The sequence below is a fragment of the Microbacterium zouquanmingi genome, assembly GCF_052266695.1.
Classification (GTDB): Bacteria; Actinomycetota; Actinomycetes; order Actinomycetales; family Microbacteriaceae; genus Microbacterium.
Window position 1 is genome coordinate 126623 of the sequence record NZ_JBQPQZ010000006.1, and the last position, 23367, is coordinate 149989.

General features: G+C 65.8%; 21 protein-coding genes. 13 read left to right on the forward strand and 8 right to left on the reverse strand.

Annotation, left to right across the window (positions count from 1 at the left end; all coding sequences use genetic code 11):
* Positions 1-50 precede the first annotated feature (50 nt).
* The gene (locus ACTU6U_RS13470; protein WP_443469629.1) at positions 51-1496 is read right to left on the reverse strand and encodes a mechanosensitive ion channel domain-containing protein; all 1446 of its coding nucleotides are present in this window, start codon (positions 1494-1496) and stop codon (positions 51-53) included.
* A gap of 1 nt (position 1497) precedes the next feature.
* Positions 1498-3651: an adenylate/guanylate cyclase domain-containing protein gene (locus ACTU6U_RS13475; RefSeq protein ID WP_443469630.1), complete on the reverse strand. Its 2154-nt coding sequence runs from the start codon at positions 3649-3651 to the stop codon at positions 1498-1500.
* A 182-nt stretch (positions 3652-3833) separates the two neighbouring features.
* On the opposite strand from ACTU6U_RS13475, the gene ACTU6U_RS13480 reads away from it, so the two are divergent.
* From ACTU6U_RS13480 to argG, 8 genes are all read left to right on the forward strand, one after another.
* Entirely contained in the window at positions 3834-4928 is a 1095-nt protein-coding gene (locus ACTU6U_RS13480; RefSeq protein WP_443469631.1) for an AAA family ATPase, read from the forward strand.
* A 23-nt stretch (positions 4929-4951) separates the two neighbouring features.
* Entirely contained in the window at positions 4952-5818 is an 867-nt protein-coding gene (locus tag ACTU6U_RS13485) for a DUF58 domain-containing protein (RefSeq protein WP_443469632.1), read from the forward strand.
* Positions 5805-6293, forward strand: coding sequence for a hypothetical protein (locus ACTU6U_RS13490; protein WP_443469633.1), 489 nt, complete (start codon positions 5805-5807; stop codon positions 6291-6293). Before ACTU6U_RS13485 ends, ACTU6U_RS13490 begins: the two co-directional genes overlap by 14 nt.
* A complete protein-coding gene (locus ACTU6U_RS13495; protein ID WP_443469634.1) occupies positions 6284-7270 on the forward strand; it encodes a VWA domain-containing protein in 987 nt (328 codons plus the stop codon). The genes ACTU6U_RS13490 and ACTU6U_RS13495 overlap by 10 nt, the downstream gene beginning before the upstream one ends.
* Entirely contained in the window at positions 7267-8289 is a 1023-nt protein-coding gene (locus tag ACTU6U_RS13500; protein WP_443469635.1) for a vWA domain-containing protein, read from the forward strand. The genes ACTU6U_RS13495 and ACTU6U_RS13500 overlap by 4 nt, the downstream gene beginning before the upstream one ends.
* Positions 8286-9059 carry a tetratricopeptide repeat protein gene (locus ACTU6U_RS13505; protein ID WP_443469636.1) on the forward strand — a complete coding sequence of 258 codons (774 nt, stop codon included), beginning with the start codon at positions 8286-8288 and terminating at the stop codon, positions 9057-9059. Before ACTU6U_RS13500 ends, ACTU6U_RS13505 begins: the two co-directional genes overlap by 4 nt.
* Complete coding sequence (locus tag ACTU6U_RS13510; protein ID WP_443469637.1) at positions 9053-10150, forward strand: hypothetical protein; 1098 nt, start codon at positions 9053-9055, stop codon at positions 10148-10150. The genes ACTU6U_RS13505 and ACTU6U_RS13510 overlap by 7 nt, the downstream gene beginning before the upstream one ends.
* A gap of 76 nt (positions 10151-10226) precedes the next feature.
* The gene (gene argG, locus ACTU6U_RS13515; RefSeq protein WP_443469638.1) at positions 10227-11657 is read left to right on the forward strand and encodes an argininosuccinate synthase; all 1431 of its coding nucleotides are present in this window, start codon (positions 10227-10229) and stop codon (positions 11655-11657) included.
* Positions 11658-11663: 6 nt separating this feature from the next.
* On the opposite strand, the gene ACTU6U_RS13520 is transcribed toward argG, so the two are convergent.
* The 5 genes from ACTU6U_RS13520 to ACTU6U_RS13540 form a co-directional block, all read right to left on the reverse strand.
* On the reverse strand, positions 11664-12629 hold the full coding sequence (locus tag ACTU6U_RS13520; RefSeq protein WP_443469639.1) for a sugar kinase: 966 nt from the start codon (positions 12627-12629) through the stop codon (positions 11664-11666).
* A complete protein-coding gene (locus tag ACTU6U_RS13525; protein ID WP_443469640.1) occupies positions 12626-13264 on the reverse strand; it encodes a bifunctional 4-hydroxy-2-oxoglutarate aldolase/2-dehydro-3-deoxy-phosphogluconate aldolase in 639 nt (212 codons plus the stop codon). The genes ACTU6U_RS13520 and ACTU6U_RS13525 overlap by 4 nt, the downstream gene beginning before the upstream one ends.
* Entirely contained in the window at positions 13261-14106 is an 846-nt protein-coding gene (locus ACTU6U_RS13530; RefSeq protein WP_443469641.1) for a carbohydrate ABC transporter permease, read from the reverse strand. The genes ACTU6U_RS13525 and ACTU6U_RS13530 overlap by 4 nt, the downstream gene beginning before the upstream one ends.
* Positions 14107-14116: 10 nt before the next feature.
* Entirely contained in the window at positions 14117-14992 is an 876-nt protein-coding gene (locus ACTU6U_RS13535) for a carbohydrate ABC transporter permease (RefSeq protein WP_443469642.1), read from the reverse strand.
* A gap of 78 nt (positions 14993-15070) precedes the next feature.
* Positions 15071-16348, reverse strand: a complete 1278-nt coding sequence (locus ACTU6U_RS13540; protein WP_443469643.1) for an ABC transporter substrate-binding protein — start codon at positions 16346-16348, stop codon at positions 15071-15073.
* A gap of 118 nt (positions 16349-16466) precedes the next feature.
* Between ACTU6U_RS13540 and ACTU6U_RS13545 the strand changes: the two genes are divergently transcribed.
* The 5 genes from ACTU6U_RS13545 to ACTU6U_RS13565 all read left to right on the forward strand — a co-directional run bounded on the left by ACTU6U_RS13545 (position 16467) and on the right by ACTU6U_RS13565 (position 22418).
* Positions 16467-17477 carry a LacI family DNA-binding transcriptional regulator gene (locus tag ACTU6U_RS13545; RefSeq protein WP_443469644.1) on the forward strand — a complete coding sequence of 337 codons (1011 nt, stop codon included), beginning with the start codon at positions 16467-16469 and terminating at the stop codon, positions 17475-17477.
* Positions 17467-18213 (forward strand): SDR family NAD(P)-dependent oxidoreductase, encoded by a 747-nt coding sequence (locus ACTU6U_RS13550; protein WP_443469645.1) that lies wholly within the window; start codon positions 17467-17469, stop codon positions 18211-18213. The genes ACTU6U_RS13545 and ACTU6U_RS13550 overlap by 11 nt, the downstream gene beginning before the upstream one ends.
* A gap of 34 nt (positions 18214-18247) precedes the next feature.
* Entirely contained in the window at positions 18248-19411 is a 1164-nt protein-coding gene (locus ACTU6U_RS13555; RefSeq protein ID WP_443469646.1) for a mandelate racemase/muconate lactonizing enzyme family protein, read from the forward strand.
* Between the two features lie 99 nt (positions 19412-19510).
* Positions 19511-19663, forward strand: coding sequence for a hypothetical protein (locus tag ACTU6U_RS13560; protein ID WP_443469647.1), 153 nt, complete (start codon positions 19511-19513; stop codon positions 19661-19663).
* Positions 19664-19772: 109 nt separating this feature from the next.
* Positions 19773-22418 carry a penicillin acylase family protein gene (locus ACTU6U_RS13565; RefSeq protein WP_443469648.1) on the forward strand — a complete coding sequence of 882 codons (2646 nt, stop codon included), beginning with the start codon at positions 19773-19775 and terminating at the stop codon, positions 22416-22418.
* 3 nt (positions 22419-22421) lie between these two features.
* On the opposite strand, the gene ACTU6U_RS13570 is transcribed toward ACTU6U_RS13565, so the two are convergent.
* On the reverse strand, positions 22422-23183 hold the full coding sequence (locus ACTU6U_RS13570; RefSeq protein ID WP_443469649.1) for a GntR family transcriptional regulator: 762 nt from the start codon (positions 23181-23183) through the stop codon (positions 22422-22424).
* Positions 23184-23367: the final 184 nt, after the last annotated feature.

The window sequence follows — 23367 nt, forward strand, 5'->3', positions numbered from 1 at the left end:
CGACTGATGAGCTGGCCCTTCTCGGGCCTTCCCATCCTAACGGAGGGCATTCAGCGACCCTCGCTGCGGCGTCTTTCTTCGATAATCCGCTTGCCGTCTATGCCCAGCTCCGCGAGCGTCTCCTCCGCGAGACGTCGCCTGTTCTCCAGTGACTCACCGATCTCGGTGGCGAGCCTCGGGCGCGTGCGGATCAGCGCATCGATCGACGTCAGCGGTATCGCGACGAGCGTGAGGACCTCGGCGGCCACGGTGACGGCATCCGTGCGTTCGCGCGTCAGTGCGGTCAGACCGATGAGATCGCCCTTCTCGACCGTGCCGAAATCGATCCGGCCGCCATCGAACTCCGCGCCGAGCACGGCGCTGCCGGAGAGCACTACCTTGACCTCGTCGGGAATGACGCCCGCGGCCAGCACGATCTCACCGATCCCGAAGCGCTCCAGACGCGCCGTGTCCAAGAGCGCTTCCGTATCGTCTTCTCGCAGGTGCAGCGTCGGCGCGATCGCGGCCATCGCTTCGACGAGACGCGCGGGCTCAGCGACCGGATCGGTCGAGTCGCCATCCAGCGCGAAGCCCCGCCGGCGCGCCGCGTACCAGAGCCACGACAGATACATCGAGAGTGCGCTGTCGGCATCAGCAGGGCCCACGACGGGAATCGACACGCCGTACGAGCCGCTCCCGGCGTACTCGACCGACGCGCGCAGCCGGTGCAGCCGCATGGGGAGCGCATCGGCGACGTCGATCAGCATCGTGATCACCTCGTGCGGGGGGTCATCGGTGGAGAAGCTCACCGTCGCGTTCGCAGAGTACGGTCCCGCTGGCTCGCTCATGTTCGTGAACGAGGCACCAGACAGGGTCGAGTTCGGCACGATCTGAATGCCTGCCCCGGTCTGGATGTGCACGGCCCGCCAGTTGACCTCAACGACCCGCCCCTTCACGCCGCCGGTGTCGAGCCAGTCTCCGATCTTGAACGGCTGTTCGAACAGCAGCAGCAGGCCGGAGATGACACCGCCCACCGCATTCTGTAACGCGAGGCCGATCACGATCGACGTGACTCCGAGCGCCGTGATCAGGCCGCCGACATCGGCATCCCACACCCAGGAGAACAGGAGCGCGAGCCCGACGACCACCAGGGCCAGCCGGGCGATCTCGACGAAGATCGTCGGAATGCGATCGCGCCACGACCCCGGAGAGGCATTCGCGAACAGCGCCACGTTGAACGACGAGAGCACGAGCAGAATCACCAGGAAACCGAAGACGGTGGCGACGACGCGCACCCAGACCTGGTCGGCCGGAGACCGCACCGCGAAGATCAGGAGCGCGAACAGTGCGCCCGCCGGCACCACCCAGTTGCGGAGCAGCTTGATGGGTGCAGCGACCGGACTGTTGCGGCGCACCAGCGCGCCGATCACCTCGGTGAGGACCACCAGCAGCACTGGCACACCGATCGCGAGTGCGATCACCCACCACGCCCACCCGTCGCGAAAGGCCTCGGTCATCTCAGACCACCTTCCAGACGGTCTCGGTCTGTCCCTGCGTCTCGACCGTGCCGGCCTCGACGTAGTCGACCATCTCCTGCGTGCGGTCACGCACCGTCTGGCTCACGTAGATGCCAGGCTGCCCCGACACCGAGCGCACCCGATACGCCAGATTCACCGCGTCACCCCACAGGTCGTACGCCAGGCTGGTGCGCGCCACGAGTCCGCTCGTGACAGTGCCGGTGTCGATGCCGGCACGCAGTGTGATCGACGTGCCGTTCTGCGCGTTGAAGCGGTCGAGGACCTCGACCGCTTGGCGGGCGAACTCGACGCTGCGGCGCACGTTATCCACCCTCGGGATCACGAGACCAGATGAGGCCAGGTATCCACCATGGAGGGTCCGGACCTTCTCGACACCGGCCTTGGCGGCAGCCTCGTCGATGCCACGCATCAGAGTGTTGAGCTGGCTGGTCTCCTGCTCCGCGGTCAGCCCTCTCGCGTAGTCGTCGAACCCCAGGAGTTCGGCGAAGACCACCGAGACGTTCTCGTGAGCCTCGGAGATCGTCTCGTCACCCTTCTTGTAGCGGTTGGCCACACTCTCAGGCATGAGCGTGTGCAGCAGCTTTTCGTTCTCCTTCTGCTGCTCCTCGATGAGCTCCTGCTTGACGCGCAGGCTCGAGGCCATGTCGTTGAACGCGTTGCCGAGGTCACCGAACTCGTCTCTCGCCCCGCCGGGAACCTGCACGTTCAGATCCCCCGCGGCCACCTGACGCACGGCGCCGACCAGCCGATGGATCGGCCGAGTGAACGCCTGCGCGAGCACGAGCGAGAGCAGAGAGACCCCCAGCAGAATGCCGAGCAGCGAAAGCAGCACGTTGCGGGTGAACTCCACCACGGGAGCGAACGCCTCCGCAGTATCGATCCGCGCGTTGATCACCCAATCCAGACCCTCGATGTGCAGCGGAGCGTAGGCGATGACGCTGTCTCCGCCGAGATAGTCCAGGCCGGTCATTGTGCCGGCACGCCCGGCCTGAGCCTCCGAGATAGCCCGGGTCGTCACAGGCTGCAGGAGAACCGCTCCCCCGATCTCGGCGATGCGACTCGCGATGCTCGGGGAGGTGCCGCCGTCAGCCGCGCGCTCCGCGTACGTGTCGGGATGCTCGATGAGCAGACGCGAATTGCTGCGCATCAGGTCGTCGCGGCCGACCAAGTAGACCTCACCGGTCTCGCCGAGTCCCTGTTCCGCCCATTGCTCGCCACCGGTCATCACGTTGTTGATCCTGTGGAGAGACAGCTGGAACGCCATGACCCCGGTGATGCCATCGTCGTCGCCCACGGGTGACACGACCCACATCGTGGGGTGGTTCAGCGAGGGAATCCATGCCTCGAAATCCGTGATCTCCACTGCGTCGACAGAGTTCGTGGCGGTCACATCGCGATACGCCTGCGCGAACAGGGTGTCGCGATACGGCCCGGTGTTTACGTTCGTGCCGAGATCTGGGCCCTTGTACGCGGAATAGACCACATCGCCGTCGAGATTCAACAGCAGCGCATCCTCGTACCCGGCCTCTTCAACGAGGTGCGTGAGGTAATCACCGTACTGCGCGGCCGCGGCCGAGTACGCCGTGCCGTCGCCGAGATCCTCTCGCGCAAGCAGCTCTTGGTAGTCCTCATCGAGGTCGAGGTTGCGCGAGGTGTAGCCGAGCTGCAGGCGTTGTCCGGCGTTCGACTCAGGAATGAAAGCGGTATCGCTGTACTCCGTCTCCGAGCTCTCCTCGAGCGGGGGGATGAAGACCTCCGCGTAGTAGGTTTCCAGCGTCTCGAGCTGTTCCTCGCTGAGCGGATCGCTCTGCAGCTCATCGAACGCCGCATTCATGGTCTGCGACAGCGTCTGCGCACTGAGATTGCGTGACTGCAGCGACGCATCGCGGATGACCGAGTCGATGGTCTCGGTGATTTCCGCGGCGCGCAATTCCCGGATGCTGATGAGCTGGTCGAGTGCCGAATCCTGCAGCGCCTGCCGACCATTGGTGAATCCGATGGCTCCGACGATGACCGCCGAGACCAGGCTGACGCTGAGCAGCATGAGCAGGAGCTTGGATTGGATGCTCAGTCCACCGCGAAGCCGCTTCCAGTGTCTGGGGCGCGGCGGCGCGAGGGTATCAGGGTCAGCCAACGGGTTCTCCATTCGTCGTGCGCGGTCAGGCGAGGATCCCGATTCCCGGTGACTGTGCACGGTTCCCCCCGCCGCTGAGATCGAATCTAGCGGCACCCGCGTCTGACTCGCGATGGCGGATGCGGCGGTTACGCTGTTTCGGGGGAAACGATCTGCGACCCCGCCGACGCGAGGAGACAGTGATGGACGAGTCGAACGCCGCCAGCCCGAAGGGCCCCGCCGCCCCGCCTCCCCCACCTCGCTCCCCCGCGCCGCGGCCCGCTGCGGCGGTTCCGACCCCTTCGACAGGCGACGGCCCCACCAGTGCCGAGATGTCGCACGCCGGCAGCATCCTGAAGGTCATCTCCGATTCCTATTCGGCGAAGATGGTCGGTCAGGAGCGGCTGCGCACCAGCCTGCTGGTCTCCCTCATCGCCGGCGGGCACATTCTGCTCGAGTCCGTTCCTGGACTCGCGAAGACGACCGCCGCATCCACCCTCGCCGACACCGTCAAGGCGAGCTTCAAGCGCATCCAGTGCACGCCCGATCTGCTGCCCAGCGACATCACCGGCAACCAGATCTACGACGCGCAGACCGGGTCCTTCCGCACTGTTCTCGGCCCCGTCCACGCGAACTTTGTGCTGCTCGACGAGATCAACCGCTCGAGCGCCAAAACGCAGTCGGCGATGCTCGAGGCGATGCAGGAGCATCAGACCACGATCGGCGGTGAGGTGCACCACCTCCCCAAGCCGTTCCTGGTGATCGCGACGCAGAACCCGATCGAGCAGGAGGGCACCTACGAGCTGCCCGAAGCGCAGATGGACCGCTTCCTGCTGAAGGAGATCGTCGAGTACCCGAGTCCCGCAGAGGAGTTCGAGATCCTCGGCCGCATCGACTCCGGCGTGCTCGACCCCGACCGGCATGTCACCAGTGCCGTCACGCTCGAAGATGTCCTGGCGCTGCAGGAGACAGCATCCAAGATCTATGTGGATGCCTCGATCCGCAACTACATCGTCCAGCTCGCCTACGTGACCCGTAACCCGGGGCCCTACATCGGCGAGGACCGCGCGCGCTTCATCAAGTACGGCGCCAGCCCCCGAGCAAGCATCGCCTTCCTGCAGGCGTCCCGTGCTCTCGCACTGCTGGGCGGCCGCACGCACGTGCTGCCCGAAGACATCCGCACCCTCCGTCACGTCGTGCTCCGCCACCGGGTGCTGCTCACGTTCGAGGCAGATGCCGAAGGCATCCGAAGCGAGGAGATCATCGATCAGATCTTCGGCGCAGTCCCCACCCCCTGACGATGGCAAGCCTGATCACCCAGGTGAAGAGCAAGCTCTTCATCCACTCGTCGCAGAAGTCGATGCACGCGCTCGACGGCGCCTACGCGTCTCTTCTGCACGGGCGCAGCCTCGATTTCGAGGATCTGCGCCAGTACGAGTACGGCGATCAGGTGCGCGACATCGACTGGCGGGCGACGGCGCGGATGGGTGAGCCGCTCGTCAAGCGCCACCGCGCGAACCGCATGCACACGGTGCTGTTCGTGGTCGACACCGGCCTCTCGATGACCGCGCTCGCACACGATGAGCAACCGAAGAAGGACCTCGCGATCCTCGCCACCGGGGCCCTCGGCATCCTGGCCCTTCGGCACGGTGACGATTTCAGCGTCGTGCACGGCGACGCCCAGCGCATCCGCCGTCGCGCGCCGGGGCGCAGCGAAGGTGCGCTCGAGCACGCGCTGCGCGCGCTCGATCATGAGATCGCGAACGCGAGCGCACCCAGCGATCGCGACGCGCTGCTCTCGTACGTCGCGCGCACGGTCGCGAAGCGGTGCATCGTCGTGGTCGTCACCGATGACGCCCCCGTCACCGATGAGACCGAGCGGATGCTGCGCCGCCTGCGCGTGCAGCATGATGTGCTGTGGATCACGCTGCGCGATGCCGACCCCGCACTCCCTTTCGCCTCTCACGCCGCACGTGCAGATGTGAACACCCGCTGGGCGGTCCCCGACTTCGTGCATGGCGATGCCGAGGTTCTCGGCGAGATCGCCGCACAATCCCGGGCAGATGCCGCGCGACGCGACGATCTACTCGACCGGTTAGAGATCAGCCGCGCCGCTCTCGATACGCAAGATGCCGCGGTGGGAGAGCTGCTGCGCCTGCTGAATCGGAGGGCGCATGTCCGCCGCTGACGAGCTGTACCCTCCCGCGCAGTACGGATGGGGTTGGATCCTCCTCGCCCTCGGCATCCTTGCCCTGCTCGCTCTCGCAGGGTGGTTGCTGTTCTTCCTCACGCGTCCGAAGCGCAGCATCACGCTTGCCGGTCACATGCCGATCGCTCCGCCGACGGGCGATGTACTGTCTATGCTACGAATGGAATATGACGCAGAGATCAATCTGATCGAGGCCGCGTACCGGGCGGGAGCGCTGACCGCGCGCAGCGCGAACCTTGAGCTGAGCCGCGTCGTGCGCGCGTTCGTCAACGAGTACAGCGGGCTCGAGGCTCCCGTGCTCGCGCTCGATGACCTCGTGAAGATGGGCGTGCAGCCGGCGCTCGTCGAAGCGATGGCTCGGCACTACTACCCGAACGCCTTCCGCAGAGGCCCCGCCCTCGACCCGCACGCTGGCGCAGAGGCCGCCCGCAAGGTGGTGGCGACATGGCACTAGCGAACTGGTGGGTCGTCCTCATCGCCGTCGCGGTGATCGTCATCGCGATCGGCACCGGTCTACTGATCGGCTTGCAGCGGGGCGCGCAGCACGAGTCCGCACCGAGCGCACCGATCGCCCGCGCTGAACGCCTGCGGGGGCTCCCCTCGTTCCGCCGCGCCGTGCAGCGGCGCACTGCGGCCCTCGCCGGCGTCATCGCTCTCGGCGTGATCGCGACGGTCATCGGCGGCGTGGTCGCCGCCCGGCCGATGTCGTCCCAGACGATCCAGCCCGTCAACACCAGCCGCGACATCATGCTGTGCCTGGATGTCTCGGGATCCATGAGCGACGTCGACGTCGAAGTGCTCACAGTGTTCGAAGAGCTGCTCGACGGCTTCGAAGGCGAGCGCATCGGGCTGACGATCTTCAACAGCTCTCCTGTGCAGGTCTTCCCGCTGACCGATGACTACGAGTTCATCCGCACGCACCTCGAGAGCATCCGCTCGAGCTTCGATTACATGGAGGAGATCCCCGAGCACTGGGTCGGCACTCTCAACGGCCCCGGCGCCTCGCTCATCGGCGACGGCCTCGCATCCTGTGCCATGCGCTTCGATCACCAGGACGACGAACGCAGCCGCTCGATCATCCTCGCCACAGACAACGAGCTCGCCGGGGCCTCCATCGTTTCGCTCGAGGAGGCTGCGAGCTACGCAGCCTCCGCCGGTGTGCGCGTCTTCGCTCTCAATCCCGTGCAGGGAGTGAACACCGAGATCAGCGACGAGCTGGTCGCCGCCGCCCAGGCGACGGGCGGCGAAGCCTACGGATTGCGCGACACGACGACCGTCGCCGACATCATCGCCGACGTGCAGGAGCAGGATGCCACCGAGCTGCGCGGCCAGGCACAAGTGGTCTGGACCGACACCCCGAACGTGTGGATCGCCGTGCTGTTCGTGCTCGCCCTCGGATTCATCGTGTTGATGTGGAGGGTGCGCCTGTGATCTTCCAGCCCGTCCTCAACATCTTCCTGCTGATCCTGCTGTTCGCGCCGGTCGCGGCCGTCGCCGTGTGGATGCTGATGCGCGGACACCGTGTCATGTGGACGATGCGCCTGGTGATGCTGCTGGCGTGCTTCTTCATGCTGCTGCGTCCCGGTATTCCCGGCGGTGCCGTGCAGACTCTGGCAACCGAAACCGACATCGTCATCGTGCTCGACACCACAGCGAGCATCGTCGCGGAGGACTGGGACGGCGACCAGCCGCGGCTTAGCGGCGTGCGCGCCGATGTGCAATCGATCGTCGACGAGTATCCGGGGGCGCGCTTCGCGCTGATCACCTTCGATGCGTCCGCCGAGCAGCGGCTGCCGCTGACGACGGACACCACAGCGCTGATCTCCTCGCTCGAGATCCTGCATCCCGAGGTCACATCGCAGTCGCGCGGTAGCTCGATCGGCATCGCGAGCACGATGCTCGAAGAGACGCTCGCCGCTGCGGCGGAGTCGGCGCCTGACCGCTCGCGCATGGTGTTCTACCTCGGCGATGGTGAGCAGACCGTGACAACCGAGCCGGAGTCGTTCGCCGGTAGCGCGGACTTCATCGACGGCGGTGAAGTGCTCGGCTACGGCACGAGCGAGGGCGGCCCGATGAAGATCACCTCCGGCGACCCTTCGACAAGCTCAGGGACCGACTCGACAGGCTCAGGGACCGGAAGCGATGCCGGCGAATACATCGAGTACCAGGGCACACCGGCCATGTCGGTCCTCGATGAGGCGAACCTGCAGGCGATCGCGGATGAGTTGGGCGTTCCGCTCCAGCTCCGGGATGCCACATCCTCCCTCGACCTGCCGGAGGCGCCGACCACGACGACGAACTACGCCGAGTCCGGTTCGGTGGGCAACGTCATCGAGCTGTACTGGGTGTTCGCGCTGCTCATCGTGGTGCTGCTGGGAGTGGAGCTCGCACGCGCCACGATGCTCGTGACGCAGCTGCGCGGACTCGCTGTTCGAGGGGGCGACGCATGATCCCGACGATCTCGGAGCCTGTCGAAGGGCAGGCGGATGCCGCGGCCGCTCTTCTCGCGGCGAATCGGCGTCGTCGGCGCATCCGGCGCTGGGTTCTGATCGGCACGCTCCCGCTCACCCTCGCCGCGCTGCTGTTCGTCGGCAAACTGCTGAGCATGTACGGCTTCGCCCACCAGGCGATTTCGACCTACGTCGTGGGCGACTACTCGGGCTCGACCTCAGCCGCGCAGAGTCAGGAGTTCTTGAACTGGTTCGAGCCGTACAAGGCTCCCTACAACCTGGGCACAGCCCTCGCGGGCGCGGAGGAGCTCGATGCCGCCCGCAGCAAGCTCGAGGAGGCGCTGCCCCTGGCATCCGGTCTCGAGGTCTGCGCCGTGCGCGTGAATCTCGCACTCGTGATCGAGCGCCAGGGCGATGCCGCGCGCGCGGACGGTGATGGCCCGGGTTCCGTGCAGCTGTACGGCGAGGCGCTGAAGGTGACCGCCGAGACGCCGGAGGAGTGCGACAGCGAAGAGGCCGATCAGCAGTCACCGGACCCTGACCGCAGCATGAGTGACACTCTCGGCGAGCTGCAGGACCGCCTGCAGGAGAAGCAGCAGCAGAGCGATCAGCAGCAGAACCCTGACCGGGGAGATGAACAGCAGCAGACTCAGCCGAACCAGGACAAGCTCGACGAACTGCAGAAGAAGCTCGAACAGGGCGCCGAGGAGCGGCAGCAGAACCAGGGCGATGAAGACGGCCCCGGCGGCGGGACGGACAAGCCATGGTAGATCCGAAGCGGGCCCGCTACATCGCTGGGGCCGAGGGCGCGCCTCCTCTTCCGCCACCCGGTGGATATCAGGGCGCCAGGCGCCCGACCGCGCAGCCGCCGCTGTTCCCGACAGCCCCGCTCGTCAACAGCGCTGAGGCGACGGCCGAGAAACAGTCCGCCGGCGCAGTCGGGTGGATCGCGCTCGTCGCCGCCATTCTGTTCGCGCTGACTCTGCTGGCGACGCTGTTCGGCGGCGGCACCGATCTGCTCTACGGCGCCACGATGCTGGTGCTGCAACTGGTCGTGGTGGGAGTGATCATCGCCGCACTGTGCTCGCCGCGCGGGCGGGTGCTCGGAGCATCCGCTCTGGTCATCATGCTGCTGCTGAACGTCGCGACGGTGGGTGCGATGAGCGCGCTGCAGACCTCGGCATCCGGAAGCTACGGCGGCCAGCAGACCGCGGAGCAGAGGCACGCGGCGGCGTATCCGGGCGTCAAGGATCTGTCGGCTGCCGAAGTCCTCGCGCAGCCTTCGCTCGAAGAGGTGCGCGCCGAGAGCGATGCCGCGTCGGCCCAGATCCGCCAGCGCCTCAGCGACCGCTTCGGGTATACGTGGACGCAAGTCGGACCAGAGGACCTGCGCCCCGAACGCAACGGATACGGCGGCGAGTCGATGCTGGTGCAGTACATCTCCGTGCCGTGGATGACGAATGAGCCGGTCCAGGACCACGACCGCAAGCTCGAGATCATGCGCGTGATCGAAGACGTGCTCGTCGAGCGCGGCTTCTACGGGATGTACTCGTTCAACGAACCGTCCTCGAGCCTCGACGACACGATCCTCGAGAAGTTCTACGGCACCGCGGACGCGCACACGCAGCACACCTGGGAGTGGTACACCGACAACTACCCCGATCCGCTGCGGTTCTACGCGGTGCTCTTCGATCTCTCGAATGACCCGGCCGGTGAGCTGCGCGCGGAGCGCGAGTCCGACAGCGCAAAGACCGGTGAACCCCTGGAGGGTCTGCGGATCTCGTTCCTCGCACCTCAGCTGCTCAGCGAGGCTGACCGCGAAGAGTTCGAAGAGCGGATGCGGGAGTACCCGGGGTACTGAGTGGCGGTTCGTCCTCAGCATCCACTCGAACCGGAGGAGAACAGACGACACGCCACCCGCCGATAGACTGGACACCATGTCCAAGGTCCTTCAGTCACTCCCCGTCGGCGAGCGCGTCGGCATCGCCTTCTCCGGAGGCCTTGACACCTCCGTCGCTGTCGCATGGATGCGCGACAAGGGAGCGATCCCCTGCACCTATACCGGTGACCTCGGCCAGCCCGACGAGGACGACATCGAGTCGATCCCCGGCCGCGCGCTCGAGTACGGCGCCGAGATCGCCCGCATCATCGACGCGAAGACCGCCCTGGTCGAAGAAGGCTTCGTCGCCCTGCAGTGCGGTGCGTTCCACATCCGCTCTGGCGGCAAGACCTACTTCAACACCACCCCCCTCGGCCGCGCCGTCACCGGCACCATGCTCGTTCGCGCCATGAAGGAAGACGGCGTCGACATCTGGGGTGACGGCTCCACCTACAAGGGCAACGACATCGAGCGGTTCTACCGCTACGGTCTGCTCGCCAACCCGCGCCTGCGCATCTACAAGCCTTGGCTCGACGCTGACTTCGTCACCGAGCTCGGCGGCCGCCAGGAGATGAGCGAGTGGCTCGTCGAGCACGGCTTCCCGTACCGCGACGCCGCCGAGAAGGCCTACTCGACCGACGCGAACATCTGGGGTGCCACGCACGAGGCGAAGACCCTCGAGCACCTCAACGTCTCGCTCGAGACCGTCGACCCGATCATGGGCGTGAAGTTCTGGGACCCCTCCGTCGCGATCGAGACCGAGGATGTCACGGTCACTTTCGAGGCCGGACGTCCCGTCGCCATCAACGGCGTCGAGTACTCCGACCCGGTGGCGCTCGTGAACGAGGCGAACACGATCGGCGGACGCCACGGCCTCGGCATGAGCGACCAGATCGAGAACCGCATCATCGAGGCGAAGTCGCGCGGCATCTACGAAGCCCCGGCCATGGCGCTGCTCTTCATCGCCTACGAGCGCCTCGTCAACGGCATCCTGAACGAGGACACCCTCGCGACCTACCATGAGCAGGGCCGCCGCCTCGGGCGCCTCATGTACGAGGGACGCTGGCTCGAGCCGCAGTCGCTCATGCTGCGCGAGTCGATCCAGCGCTGGGTCGGGCTTACGATCTCGGGCACTGTGACGATCCGCCTCCGCCGCGGCGACGACTGGACGATCCTCGACACCGTCTCGCCGAACCTCTCGTACGGTCCGGAGAAGCTCTCGATGGAGCGCGTGGGAGATGCGGCCTTCGGCCCGGTCGACCGCATCGGTCAGCTGACGATGCGCAACCTCGACATCGCCGACTCGCGCTCGCGCCTCGAGCAGTACGCGAGCCTCGGCCTCGTGGGTGGCGCCACGGGCGAGCTCGTCGGTCGTGTGACTGCGGGCGAAGCATCCGAGATCACCGCGTCGGATGCCGAGGATGAAGCCCTCGCGGACGCTGTGGATGCCGCATCCGAAGGCGCGGCTTTCGACTCCGGCACGGACTGAACGCGGTCAACGGACCATGTCCGTGCACCGGATGAGGTCAAACTCATCCGGTGTCGGCAAGTTCTCCCAATCCCCACGCGCGGTGATCGCGAACGCCGCGACCGTATTGCCGTACTCCAGCGCCGTTCCGATATCAGCATCGCGAAGATACGCGGCGATGAAACCCCCGGCGAAGGCGTCGCCGGCGCCGACGGCATCGACGACTGTGACGTCCAGAGCGGGACGAAACTCGACCCGTCCGTCCTGCCGGCAGAGCGCCCCTTGAGATCCGAGCTTGATCGCCACTGTCTCGATGCCGAGGTCGTTTAACGCCTCCGCCTGCTGCTCCGGAGTGCCTGGTCCGACGATGAGCGCTGCCTCCTCCGGGCTCGCGAACAGCACGTCGCAGCGCGACGCGAACGCGCGGAGATGTACACCGGCGGTCTCGTCGTCGGACCAGATGGCCCTGCGATGATTTACATCCATCGAGACCATGGCTCCTCCTTCCCGCGCTTCATCGATGGCCGCGTCGATCGCCTCGGTCGCTCCTGGGCTGACGGCGATCGAGATTCCACTGAAGTGCAGGCACCGCGCGCGCCGCACGTCGTCGACGTCGAATCGTTCACGAGTGGCGGTGGCGAACGCAGAATTGCTCCTAAAGTATGTGGCGGTCATTGAATGCACAGAACGATGTACCTTGATCATGCTGGCGGTGGCGGCTTCGAGGTCGATCGCCGCCTTCACCGCGACCCCCTCAGCACGAAGCTCTCGCCGGATAGCCTGGCCGACATCATCGTTTCCCAGGACGCTGACCCATTGCGCTTTCAGCCCGAGGCGCTGCACCGCGATAGCGAAATTGGATTCGGCTCCGGCCACCCGGAACACAAACTCCCGTCCGCTCCCGAGCCGGCCGGCCTCGAGGGTTCCGAAGACCCCGAGGCTCTCACCGACGGTCACGACGTCGTAATCATCTCCCGCTGATCCCGCCCTCATGACAGGTCCAGGGCGAGATACTCCTGCACAGCAGCCTGCACGAGAGCGAGGTGCTCGGCACCGCCACGACGCAATGCGGACGGAGCGCCGAACAGCGGCGATCCGATACCGACGCAGCAGGCTCCATCCTGCAACGCCCGCTTTGATCTGCTGAGGTCCATTCCACCGACGGCGATCATTTCGACATCGGGGAAGGGCCCTCGGAGGTCCCGGAGGTACGACGGTCCCATAGCGGCGAGCGGAAAGATCTTGACCGCGGTCGCGCCCTCGGAAAGTGCGGCGATCAACTCCGTAGGGGTCAGCACACCGGGGAAGAACGGAACGCCCGCCTCGCGGGCGGCTCGGAGTGTGCTCCCGTCGAGTCCCTGCGAGACCATGAACTGCGCCCCAGCCTCGGCTGCGGTCCGCGCCGCGGCCGGAGTCGTGATGGTTCCGGCACCAATGGAGGCCTGCGGATACTGGCGACGTAGGACACTCATGATGCCCGCGGCATCCGGCGTCGTGAATGATACCTCGATTGCCGCGAGTCCAGCTTCGAGCGCGGCGCCCGCGAGCGCCAGGCCGACTGACGCGTCCGTCTCGCGGACAATACCCATGATTTTCGCTTGGTGCAGCACCTCGCGGACGTGCGTCATGACTTCACCGCCCCTGCCGTGATGCCCTCGACGACCTGACGCTGGAGGATGGCGAAGACGATAAGCAGCGGGAGCACGCCCAGCACGGCAGCCGGGAACAGCATCGTCGGCTCCACGGTATTCGGATTGACCAGCGCGTAAGCATTGACCATCACTGTGCGCAAGTTCGGGTCCCTCAGGAAGACCAGAGGGACGACGAGGTCGTTCCAGATGTGCAACGAAACGTAGATCAGCAGCGTGCCGGTGATCGGCCTGAGCAGCGGCATCACGATGAGCAGGAAGGTGCGCAGGAACCCGGCCCCGTCGATCGCCGCCGCCTCTTCCAGCTCGGCGGGGATCCCTCGGATGAAGCTCGTGTAGAAGAAGATCGTGATCGGCAGATACGTCGCCGTGTAGATGAGGATCACACCGAGTTGCGTGTTCAACAGCCCGATGTCGCGCATCAGCAGATACAGCGGAGCGAGGGTGACGAAGATCGGCAGGCTCGTCCCGAGGATGAAGAGCCGGTAGACCCACGGCGTCCAGCTGCGGGTCAGTCGAGCGAGTGGGTGGCTCGCGAGCGCCCCGAATAGAACCAACAGCACGCAGGTGCAGACGAGGATGAGCACCGTGTTGAACACGCTCTGGACATAGTTGAGCTCGACCGCGGCGGAGATGAAGTTGTCCAGCGTGAGCCGCGTGGGTATTCCCAGTGGGTCGTTGTAGACGTCCGACGTGGGCCGGAACGATGTGACAACGGCGAAGAGAAATGGCCAGAGGAACCCGAAGGTCACGAGGACCAGGATGAGGGTGCCAGCGCCCTGGCGGACGCGGCGCGCGAGGGCGACGGAGTTTGCGGACATCGTTTCTCTCCTAGATGTTCTGCTCGCGCCGGCGCAGCATGGCGTTCACGCCACCGGCGACGACGATGATGAGCACGAGGAGCACGACTGCGAGAGTGATCCCGTAGGCGAAGTCTCCGTCACCGAACACGTTGCGGTAGATGAGCAGTGTGAGCGTCTGGGTAGATCCGGCAGGCCCGCCGTTGGTCATGACCAAAGGGAACTCGAAGACCCGCAGGCAGCCGATCAGCGAGAGCGTGATGTTTACGGTGAGGGCGGGGGCGAGCAACGGCCATTCGATCCGGAAGAAGCGCTGGAAGCCGGTGGCACCATCGATCGACGCCGCCTCGAGGATGTCCTTCGGCATGCCGAGGAAGCCGGCGAGGAAGATTGCCGTGGAGTAGCCCGTGAACATCCAGACGTTCACCACGCCCACGGCGATCAGGGCGGTGGCAGGGTCACCGAGCCAGACTTGCTGCAGCGCATCCAGTCCGATCGAGCCGAGGAAGGAGTTGATCGCTCCGTCCGGGCGGTACAGGTACGACCAGATGAATGCCGCCATCACTGGTGAGATGAGAGTCGGGCACAGCAGTGCGAGGCTCAGTGCCGTCCGCACCCGAGGCGACCGGGTACTCAGCGCTCTCGCGAGCACAAGTCCCAGCCCGTTCTGAACCACGACGACGAAGACCGTGTAGATGAGGGTATTCCATATAGCACGTCCGGCATCCGGATGCGCGAGCGCGTACGCATAGTTGTCGAGCCCGACGAAGTTGGCCCGGGGTCCGCCATTGCTGTCGGTGAAGCTCAGGTAGAGACCCTGCACCAGCGGGAGCAGGATGAACACCGCATAGATCGCCAGCGCCGGCAAGAGCGCCGTCGATGCGGCCGGGAATCTTCTGGTGTGCATGGGTCGTTCTTCTCCGGAGGGTTGGGAAGCGTGTATGGCGGGGGCCGCCGGCACCGTACCGACAGCCCCCGACGCGAGTCATCGAAGGCGAGCGATTGCCTCGTCGATGGAGGTCAGAGCGGCTTCGGTGGTGAGGTCACCCAGCATCCGCGACTGCACGCTCGTGTTCACGGCGGTCAGCGCATCACCGACCATCCACGAGTTCACCGGCGTGTAGGCGACGTTCCCCTCCTCGACGGCGGCCGAGAACGCCGCGAGTTGCGGCTTGTCCGGCGAGACTCCGTCCTCGAAGGTGGTGAACGCGTTCTCTGCATCGAGGAACAACCCCAGCACTTCGGGGTCGTTCCAGAACTCGAGGTACGTGCGTGCGGCATCCTTCACCTCGGACGCGGCGTTGATCGACCACATCGTGCCCGGGAAGAGGAGACCGTAGCTATCGCCGGCGGTGGCGCCGGGCCACGGAGCGAACTGCACGTTGACGCCCTCATCGATGATGCCCTGAAGGTTCCAGGCACCCTGGAACCAGAACGACGACTTGCCAGCGATGAAGTCCGGACGGCCCTGGGTGAACTCGTCCACGCCGAGCTGTGCACTCCAGTCGATGAACCCGTCGTCCTCGAGAGCGATCAGGCTGTCGAGCGACGCATCCCACTCACCGGCGAGTTTCGCATCGCCGTTTCGGATGTCGGTGTCGAGGTCGTCCGAGCCGGGGTATACGTCGCTTGCCGCCGCAGCGGTGAGCAGCATGCGTCCGGTCCAGCCGGATTTGTTCGGGAGCGCGAGGCCGGGAAGGCCTGCGGCTTGGAGGGCTTCGAGTGCGGTCGTGAACTCGGTTGCGTTGGTCGGCACCTCGGTGATGCCCGCCTCGGCGAGGATGTCCATGTTCGCGAACAGCCCAATGCCGATCTGTTCCATGGGGAATCCGTAGGTGATGTCGTCGAACTCGGTGAAGGTCCGCAACCCGGGAACGATGTCGGCGACCCACTCCTCATCGTCGAGCGCCTCGAGGTAGCCCGAATCGGCCCACGTCGCCATCTTGGGAGCGTCGGTCATGATCACATCCGGCGCGTCACCGGCGAGGAACTGGGGCGACAGTGCCTGCACGTAGGCGTCGTTCGGCGGCACGACTTCGAACTTCAGCTCGATCTCAGGGTGCTCCTCGGCGAAGAGATCGTTGATGGCCTCCATGTTGGCGGGCTCGGACTCACCGCCCTTCCATCCGGCGACCGAGAGGACGACTTTGCCCCCGCCCTCCGTACCGGGTGTGTCGTCTTGAGACGAGCAGGCTGCCAGCCCGAGCAGCGACGCCGCTGCGACACCCGCGCCGATGATAAGAACGCTTCTCCTGTGCTTCATTGCAACTCCTCTGTGAGTAGAACGCGTGTGATACCGGTTCAGTAAACCGGTTGCTTAGAACTTTTGCTTACAGTACAGTCGGACCAATGACATGTCAATGCACAGAGGGATGGTCACAATGACTGCAGAGCGTGCGCGCCTCATCGACGTCGCCCGTGAAGCACGGGTCTCCAAGGCCACGGCGTCCCGCGTACTGAACTCCGATCCGAACTTCTCGATCAAGCCCGAGACACGTGCGTCGGTGCTCGCCGCTGCCACCGCTCTCGGGTACGTGCCTCATAGCGGCGCGCGTGCTCTCGCCGGGGTGCCCACGAGAGCTCTCCTGATGCTTTCGCCATCGATGGACAATCCCAGCAACGCCACGATCGCGCGAGGCGCCAACGCACGCGCCATGGAGCGCGGCTACCTCACTCTGCTCATCGAGGACTTCGGCGGGGCAGACCTCGCCGACCGGGCGCTCTCTCTCGCCCACGGTGGTCGCGTCGACGGCATCATCGTCGGATCGTCCTCCGGTCGCGACGCCCTGGCCGGACGCCTCGCTTCCGGAGGCGTCCGACACGTGTTCGTGAACCGGTCGGTCGCCGGATCGACGCGTAACGTTGTCTACGACTTCGCAGCCGCCAGCCGGGTCGCCGTCCAGGCGCTCCAGGAGCACGGGCATCGTCGTATTGGGCACATCGCAGGCCCGCCAGGAATCGCGCCGAGCGATGTGCGTGCCCAGACCATGCAGCAGCTCATGGACCGCGGCGACACCCACCTAGAGACAGTGTCGAGCGACTTCACCGAGGAGGGCGGCTACCGCGCCCTTCCCGAGCTTCTCGCGCACGGCGTCACGGCCGTCTTCGCGACATCGCTGGCACAGGGCATCGGCGCCCTCCGGTGGGCCGTCGCCCACGGCGTACGCGTGCCCGAGGATCTGTCCATCATCGCGAACGACGACATGCCCGTCGCGGCATTCGTCTCGCCCCCACTGACCACGGTGCGCACCCCGCTCTACGAGATGGGAGCCGCCGCCAGCGATGCGCTCATCGCGCAGATCGAGGATGACATCACCCGGAACGTCACCATCGACGCCCGGCCGCAGCTCGTCTTCCGAGCCACACTTGCGGCGGCCTCCGTTGTCCGTTGAACTCATGCTGCGCCGCTTCGTGGTGACCGGCGCCGCGTCGGGGATCGGCCGCGCCACGGTCGAGCTCCTCCTGGCCCGCGGCGCGCACGTGTGGGCGGTCGACATCTCCTCCGACGGCCTCGGCAGACTGAGCGACTTCCATCAGGCGGGCGATCGCCTGCGCACGTCGACGCTCGATGCCACCTCGCCCGAGCAGTGGACGACAGTCGCTACGAAGATCCACGACACCTGGGAGACGCTGGACGGATGCCTGTTCAACGTCGGCCGTAACGAACCCGGCCGGCTCGACGAAGTGCCTCTGGACGTCTGGCGAGAAGGCCTGTCGTACACCCTGGATAGTGCGGTGCTCGGGTTCCGCGCGCTGGCGCCGACGTTCAGCGACGGCACGTCGGTCGTGTTCACGACATCCATCCACGGACTCGTCGGATTCAGCGGCTTCCCCGTCTACTCCGCCGCCAAGGGAGCACTCACAGCGCTCGTCCGTCAGCTCGCCGTCGACTTCGCACCCGGGACGCGTGTCAACGCGGTCGCGCCCGGCGCGATCCTCACGGCTATCTGGGATCGGCGCGATCAGGCGTTCCGCGATCGGGTGGCGAACAGGGTGCCGCTTCGTCGGATCGGCAGGCCGGATGAGGCCGCCGAGGCGATCACGTTCCTTCTCTCCGATCGCGCCTCGTACATCACCGGACAGACGCTCGTCGTCGACGGTGGCCGCACGATCTCCGCCCAAGAGTGAGCCGCACTCCCCTACAAGGTCAGGACTGACACCGATGAAGATCACCGACATCCGCACGCTCGTCGTCGGCGCACCGACGCCCGGCACCGGCAAGCTCTCCAACCGCAACTACCTCTTCGTCCTCGTCGACACAGACGAGGGCATCACGGGTCTCGGCGAGGCGACCCTGGAAGGTCACGACAGCTCGGTGCGCGGTGTTCTTGAAGACCTCCGGGCGCTTGTCATCGGCCAGGATCCTCTTCGAATCAACGACCTCACCCTCCGGCTGCGTCGCCAGAAGTTCTGGACCGGCGGCGTGGTCAAGGGCAGTGCGATCGCCGGTATCGAGCTGGCGCTGTGGGACATCGCCGGCAAGCACGCCGGCATGCCGGTGCACGCCCTGCTCGGCGGCGCCGTCCGCGACCGGGTGCGCGTGTACGCGAACGGATGGTCCGGCGGATCCACCGATCCTTCCGAGGTCGCCGACCGCGCGCTGGCGGCACAAGACCACGGCTACCGCGCGTTCAAGTTCAGCGTCGCCGTCACTGGCTGGCCGCTGCGCGATCTCGAGCTCGTGCGTCAAGTCGTCACGATCGGCGAGGCGATCCGGGATGCGGTGGGGCCGGAGGCTCCGCTGATGTTCGACGGTCACGGTCGTTACGACCCGGATTTGGCGATCCAGCTGGCTGAGGCGATGAGCGACCTCGGCCTCCTGTTCTTCGAGGAGCCCGTCCAGCCCCACCGAGTCAACGATATGAGACGTGTGGCGCGCGTGGCGTCGATGCCGCTCGCCGCGGGCGAACGGCTCTCATCCAAGGAGGAAGTGCTGCCCTACCTGCAGCAGGATGCCCTCGCGGTCGTCCAGCCCGACCTCGCGCACTGCCACGGACTCTCTGAAGCACGGGACATCGCGGCGCTCGCCGATTCGTTCGGCGCCTGGGCCGCCCCGCATGCGCCGATGAGTCCTCTCGTAACCGTGGCTTCGCTCCATCTCGACGCCCTCCTGCCAAACTTTCTGATCCAGGAGCGCCTGTTCCTCAATGACTGGCGTGATGAGATCATCACCGAGCCGCTCAAGGTGGAGGATGGCTTCCTACCGGTACCGACCGGGCCCGGCTGGGGCGTCGAGCTGGATCTCGAGCTCTGCGCCGCTCATCCGGAAATGACGATCGAGATGCCGCAGCTCTTCCGCGCAGACGGCTCGGTCGCGGACTGGTAAGCGCTACGGGTTCGGGGACGATTACTGCGTACCTACCCACCCGAACCACCACCCACCTTCGCTACCTACCACGAGCAGGGTCGCCGCCTCGATCGCCTCATGTACGAGGGCCGCTGGCTCGAGCCGCAGTCGCTCATGCTGCGCGAGTCGGCCAGCTCACGATGCGCAACCTCGGATGCCGAGGATGAAGCCCTCGCGGACGCTGTGGATGCCGCATCCGAAGGCGCGGCTTTCGACTCCGGCACGGACTGAACGCGAACGTCATTCGACTCTGATCGGTTAGGCTTCCAGAGCGCGCACCCGAAACGCGCTCCGAGGTTCAGTGGGACTGAATCTCACTGGTGACCCTGAAAGAGCTTCAATGACGACTGCACCTCAGCCCCCCGCACCCCGGCGCCTCGGCGCGAAGATCGGCCGCATCGCCTTCATCGTCGTTGCGGCTCTCATCGTCGTCGCCGTTGCGGTCGCGTTCTTCGTCGTGTGGACGATCCAGCGCTCCTTCCCGCAGACCTCCGGTGAGCTCAAGCTCACCGGGCTGCAATCCGAGGTCACGGTGCAGCGCGATGCGCTGGGCGTCCCGACGATCACCGCCGACTCCACTGACGATCTCTTCTACGCCCAGGGGTATGTGCACGCGCAGGACCGGTTCTTCGAGATGGACTTCCGCCGCCACGTCACCAGCGGCCGCGTCTCGGAGATGTTCGGCGAATCGCAGGCCGGCACCGATATGTTCCTGCGCACTCTCGGCTGGCGCGACGTGGCAGAGCAGGAGGTCGACGCACTCGATGAGACGACCCTGTCGTACTACGAGGCCTACGCCGACGGTGTGAACGCCTACCTGTCAGGGCACGACGGTGCACAGGTCTCGCTGGAATATGCCGTCCTCGGAATACAGAACCCTGACTACGAGATCGAGCCTTGGGTGCCCGCCGATTCGGTGGCGTGGCTGAAGGCCATGGCCTGGGACCTGCGCACCAACGTCGAGTCGGAGACCGAGCGAGCGCTGCTCGCCGCAGAGACCGGTGACGCCGATACTCCTGACGACACCCTCGCGCTGCTCGAGAAGCTCTATCCTGCGTATCCGTTCGATGAGAACCCGGTGATCGTGCCGAAGATGTCCACGGTCGCTCCCCCCGAGTCCGATACAGATACCGCGCCGGCCTCGTTCACCACAAACGGCGACTCCGAGGTCCAGAACGCCATCACGACCATCGAGTGGACCGAGGCCGACAGCGTCATTGAAGCTGCGGGACTGCTGGTCGGCGATGCCGGTGAGGGCATCGGCTCGAACTCCTGGGTCGTCTCGGGCAAGCTCACCGAGAGCGGGATGCCGCTGCTGGCCAATGACCCGCACCTCGGGGCGGCGTTGCCGAGCGTCTGGTATCAGGTGCAGCTGCGCTGTTCGACCGTGTCAGCCGAATGCCCGTTCGACGTGGGCGGGTTCTCGTTCTCGGGCCTGCCCGGAGTCGTGATCGGCCACAACGGCACGGTCGCGTGGGGTTTCACGAACCTCACCACTGACGTCGCAGATCTCTACATCGAGAAGATCGACGGCGACTCGTACTGGCGCGACGGCGCGCTCGTGCCACTGGACGTGCGCGAAGAGACCGTGAAGGTCGCGGGTGGCCAAGACATCGATCTGACGATCCGTTCCACCGCGCACGGCCCGATCATCTCGGGGCTCACCGACGACTTCACCGCGCTCGCCGACGGTGACGTCTGGGCAGAGGGCGATGCGCTCGTGCAGGGTGAGACCGATGCCGCAGCTGCCATGACGGGCGAGTACGCCGTGTCGCTGCGCTGGACCGCGCTCGATCCGGGGAAGACCGCAACGGCGATCTTCGCGCTCGATACGGCGCAGAGTTTCGAGGACTTCCGCGCCGCGGCATCCCAGTTCGATGTCCCCGCGCAGAACCTCATCTACGCCGACATCGATGGCAACATCGGCTACCAGGCCCCTGGCCGGCTGCCGATCCGCGGCGCCGGCGACGGCTGGCTGCCGCAGCCTGGCTGGGACAGCGCCTACGACTGGACGGGGTACATCCCGTTCGAAGAACTCCCCGTCTCGTATAACCCGTCGTCGGGCTACATCGTCACGGCGAACAACGCCATCGTGACGGACGACTACGACTACTTCCTCTCGCGCGACTGGGACTACGGCTATCGTGCCGCTCGCATCGCCTACCTCATCGAGCGCACCGCTGCCGCCAGCCCCATCACCGCGCAGGACATGCGTGATATCCAGAACGACAACCAGATGTGGGTGGGCAAGAAGCTGGCGACGGTCATGGCCGACGTCACGGTCGCAGGCGACGGCCCGAAGGAGGCCGTCGCGCTTCTTCGCACCTGGGACGCGCAGAACAACGCCGACTCCGCAGCCGCCGCCTACGCGAACGTGCTCTGGTCGAACCTCGTGATGAATGTCTTCGCGAACCGCGAGAAGCCGCTCCCGTACGGAAGCCAGAGCCGCCTGTTCACTGTCATGGACGCACTGCTCGACGATCCGAGCGACCCGCTCTGGACGAATGAGCAGATTGACGTGAACGGCATGGATGAGATGCTCACACTCTCTGCCGAGCAGGCCTACGATGAGCTCGTCTCGCTGCAGGGCAATGTCGTCTCCCGGTGGAATTGGGGCGACCTGCATGCCATCACGCTCACCAGTGACACGCTCGGCTCCTCTGGAATCGCACCGATCGAGGCGCTGTTCAACCGCGGACCGTACCCGGTCGGCGGCGGAGCATCCGTCGTCAATGCCACCGGGTGGAGCATCGGCGAGTCCTACGCCACGACGACCGTGCCGTCGATGCGCATGATCATCGACCTCGCCGATTTCGACGAATCCTCGTGGAACCACCTCACCGGAGCATCCGGTCATGCGTTCCACCAGCACTACGTCGATCAGACCGAGGACTGGGCCGCCGGCATCCAGACGGTATGGGCCTTCAGCCCGGATGCCGTCGACAAGGCTGCTGTCGACACTCTGGTGCTGACGCCCGCGGAATAGAGCTCAGACTTCTTCGGTGATCTCGATCGGCGTGATGGTCGGGATCACATCGGTCACCACGCGCTCGACCGTCTCGACGCTCTCGTCCTTGCCGGTGAGTCGCGCGACCGCCTCGGCGAACTGCTGCTCAAGCGCTGCGAAAGCGGCAGCCGCGTCACTTGCGGCGAGCGCGTCGAGAAGCCTGCGGTATGTTTCGGAGATCGAGCGCCGCACGGCGTAGCCGTTCGGGTCGCTGAAGCTGGCGATGCGCATCTCGATGACGAGGGTCGCCATGTAGTGCGAGAGGCGACGGCTTCCAGCGGAGTCGACGAGCAGGCGGTGGAATTCGAGGTCGGCGTCACCGATGGCGATGGCGTCGTCGCCGTCGCTGAGCTCGACGAGGTGCGCATACGCGGCCTCGAGTGCGTCGAGCACCGAAGCCGCACCCGCCTTGATGATGAGCCGTGCGGCTTGTGCTTCGATCGCGAGCCTGGCGTCGTAGACGTCGGCGACATCGTCGGGACGGATCACGCTGACGCGCATACCTCGCCCCGGGGATGCTGTCAGCAGGCCTTCCTGCACCAGCCGCTGTGTCGACTCCCGAAGCGGGCTGCGGCTGACGCCGAGCTGGGAGGACATCTCGACCTCGCCGATGGGGCTTCCTACCGGGAGCGCGCCGGTGAAGATCGCCTTGCGCAGCTCCGCGGTGATCAGATCGACCGTTGAGGGGCGCGCGACGCGCACCATCGAGATCGGCGTCACCGCGCGAGGTGTGTGTGAGGCCATGGATATCCCTTTCGACCGTTGCCGTCTTGCCGTGCGTGAAACAGCGAACATCTCATTGTCGATCCTCCGCGGTCAGAAGCGAAGCCGACTCGGCAACTCAGTCTGCCCGAAGATCACATTTTTGTATACGTGTCGACAATCTGCGCGTCTGACTGTACATATGCCGACAGATTCTTTAGTCTGG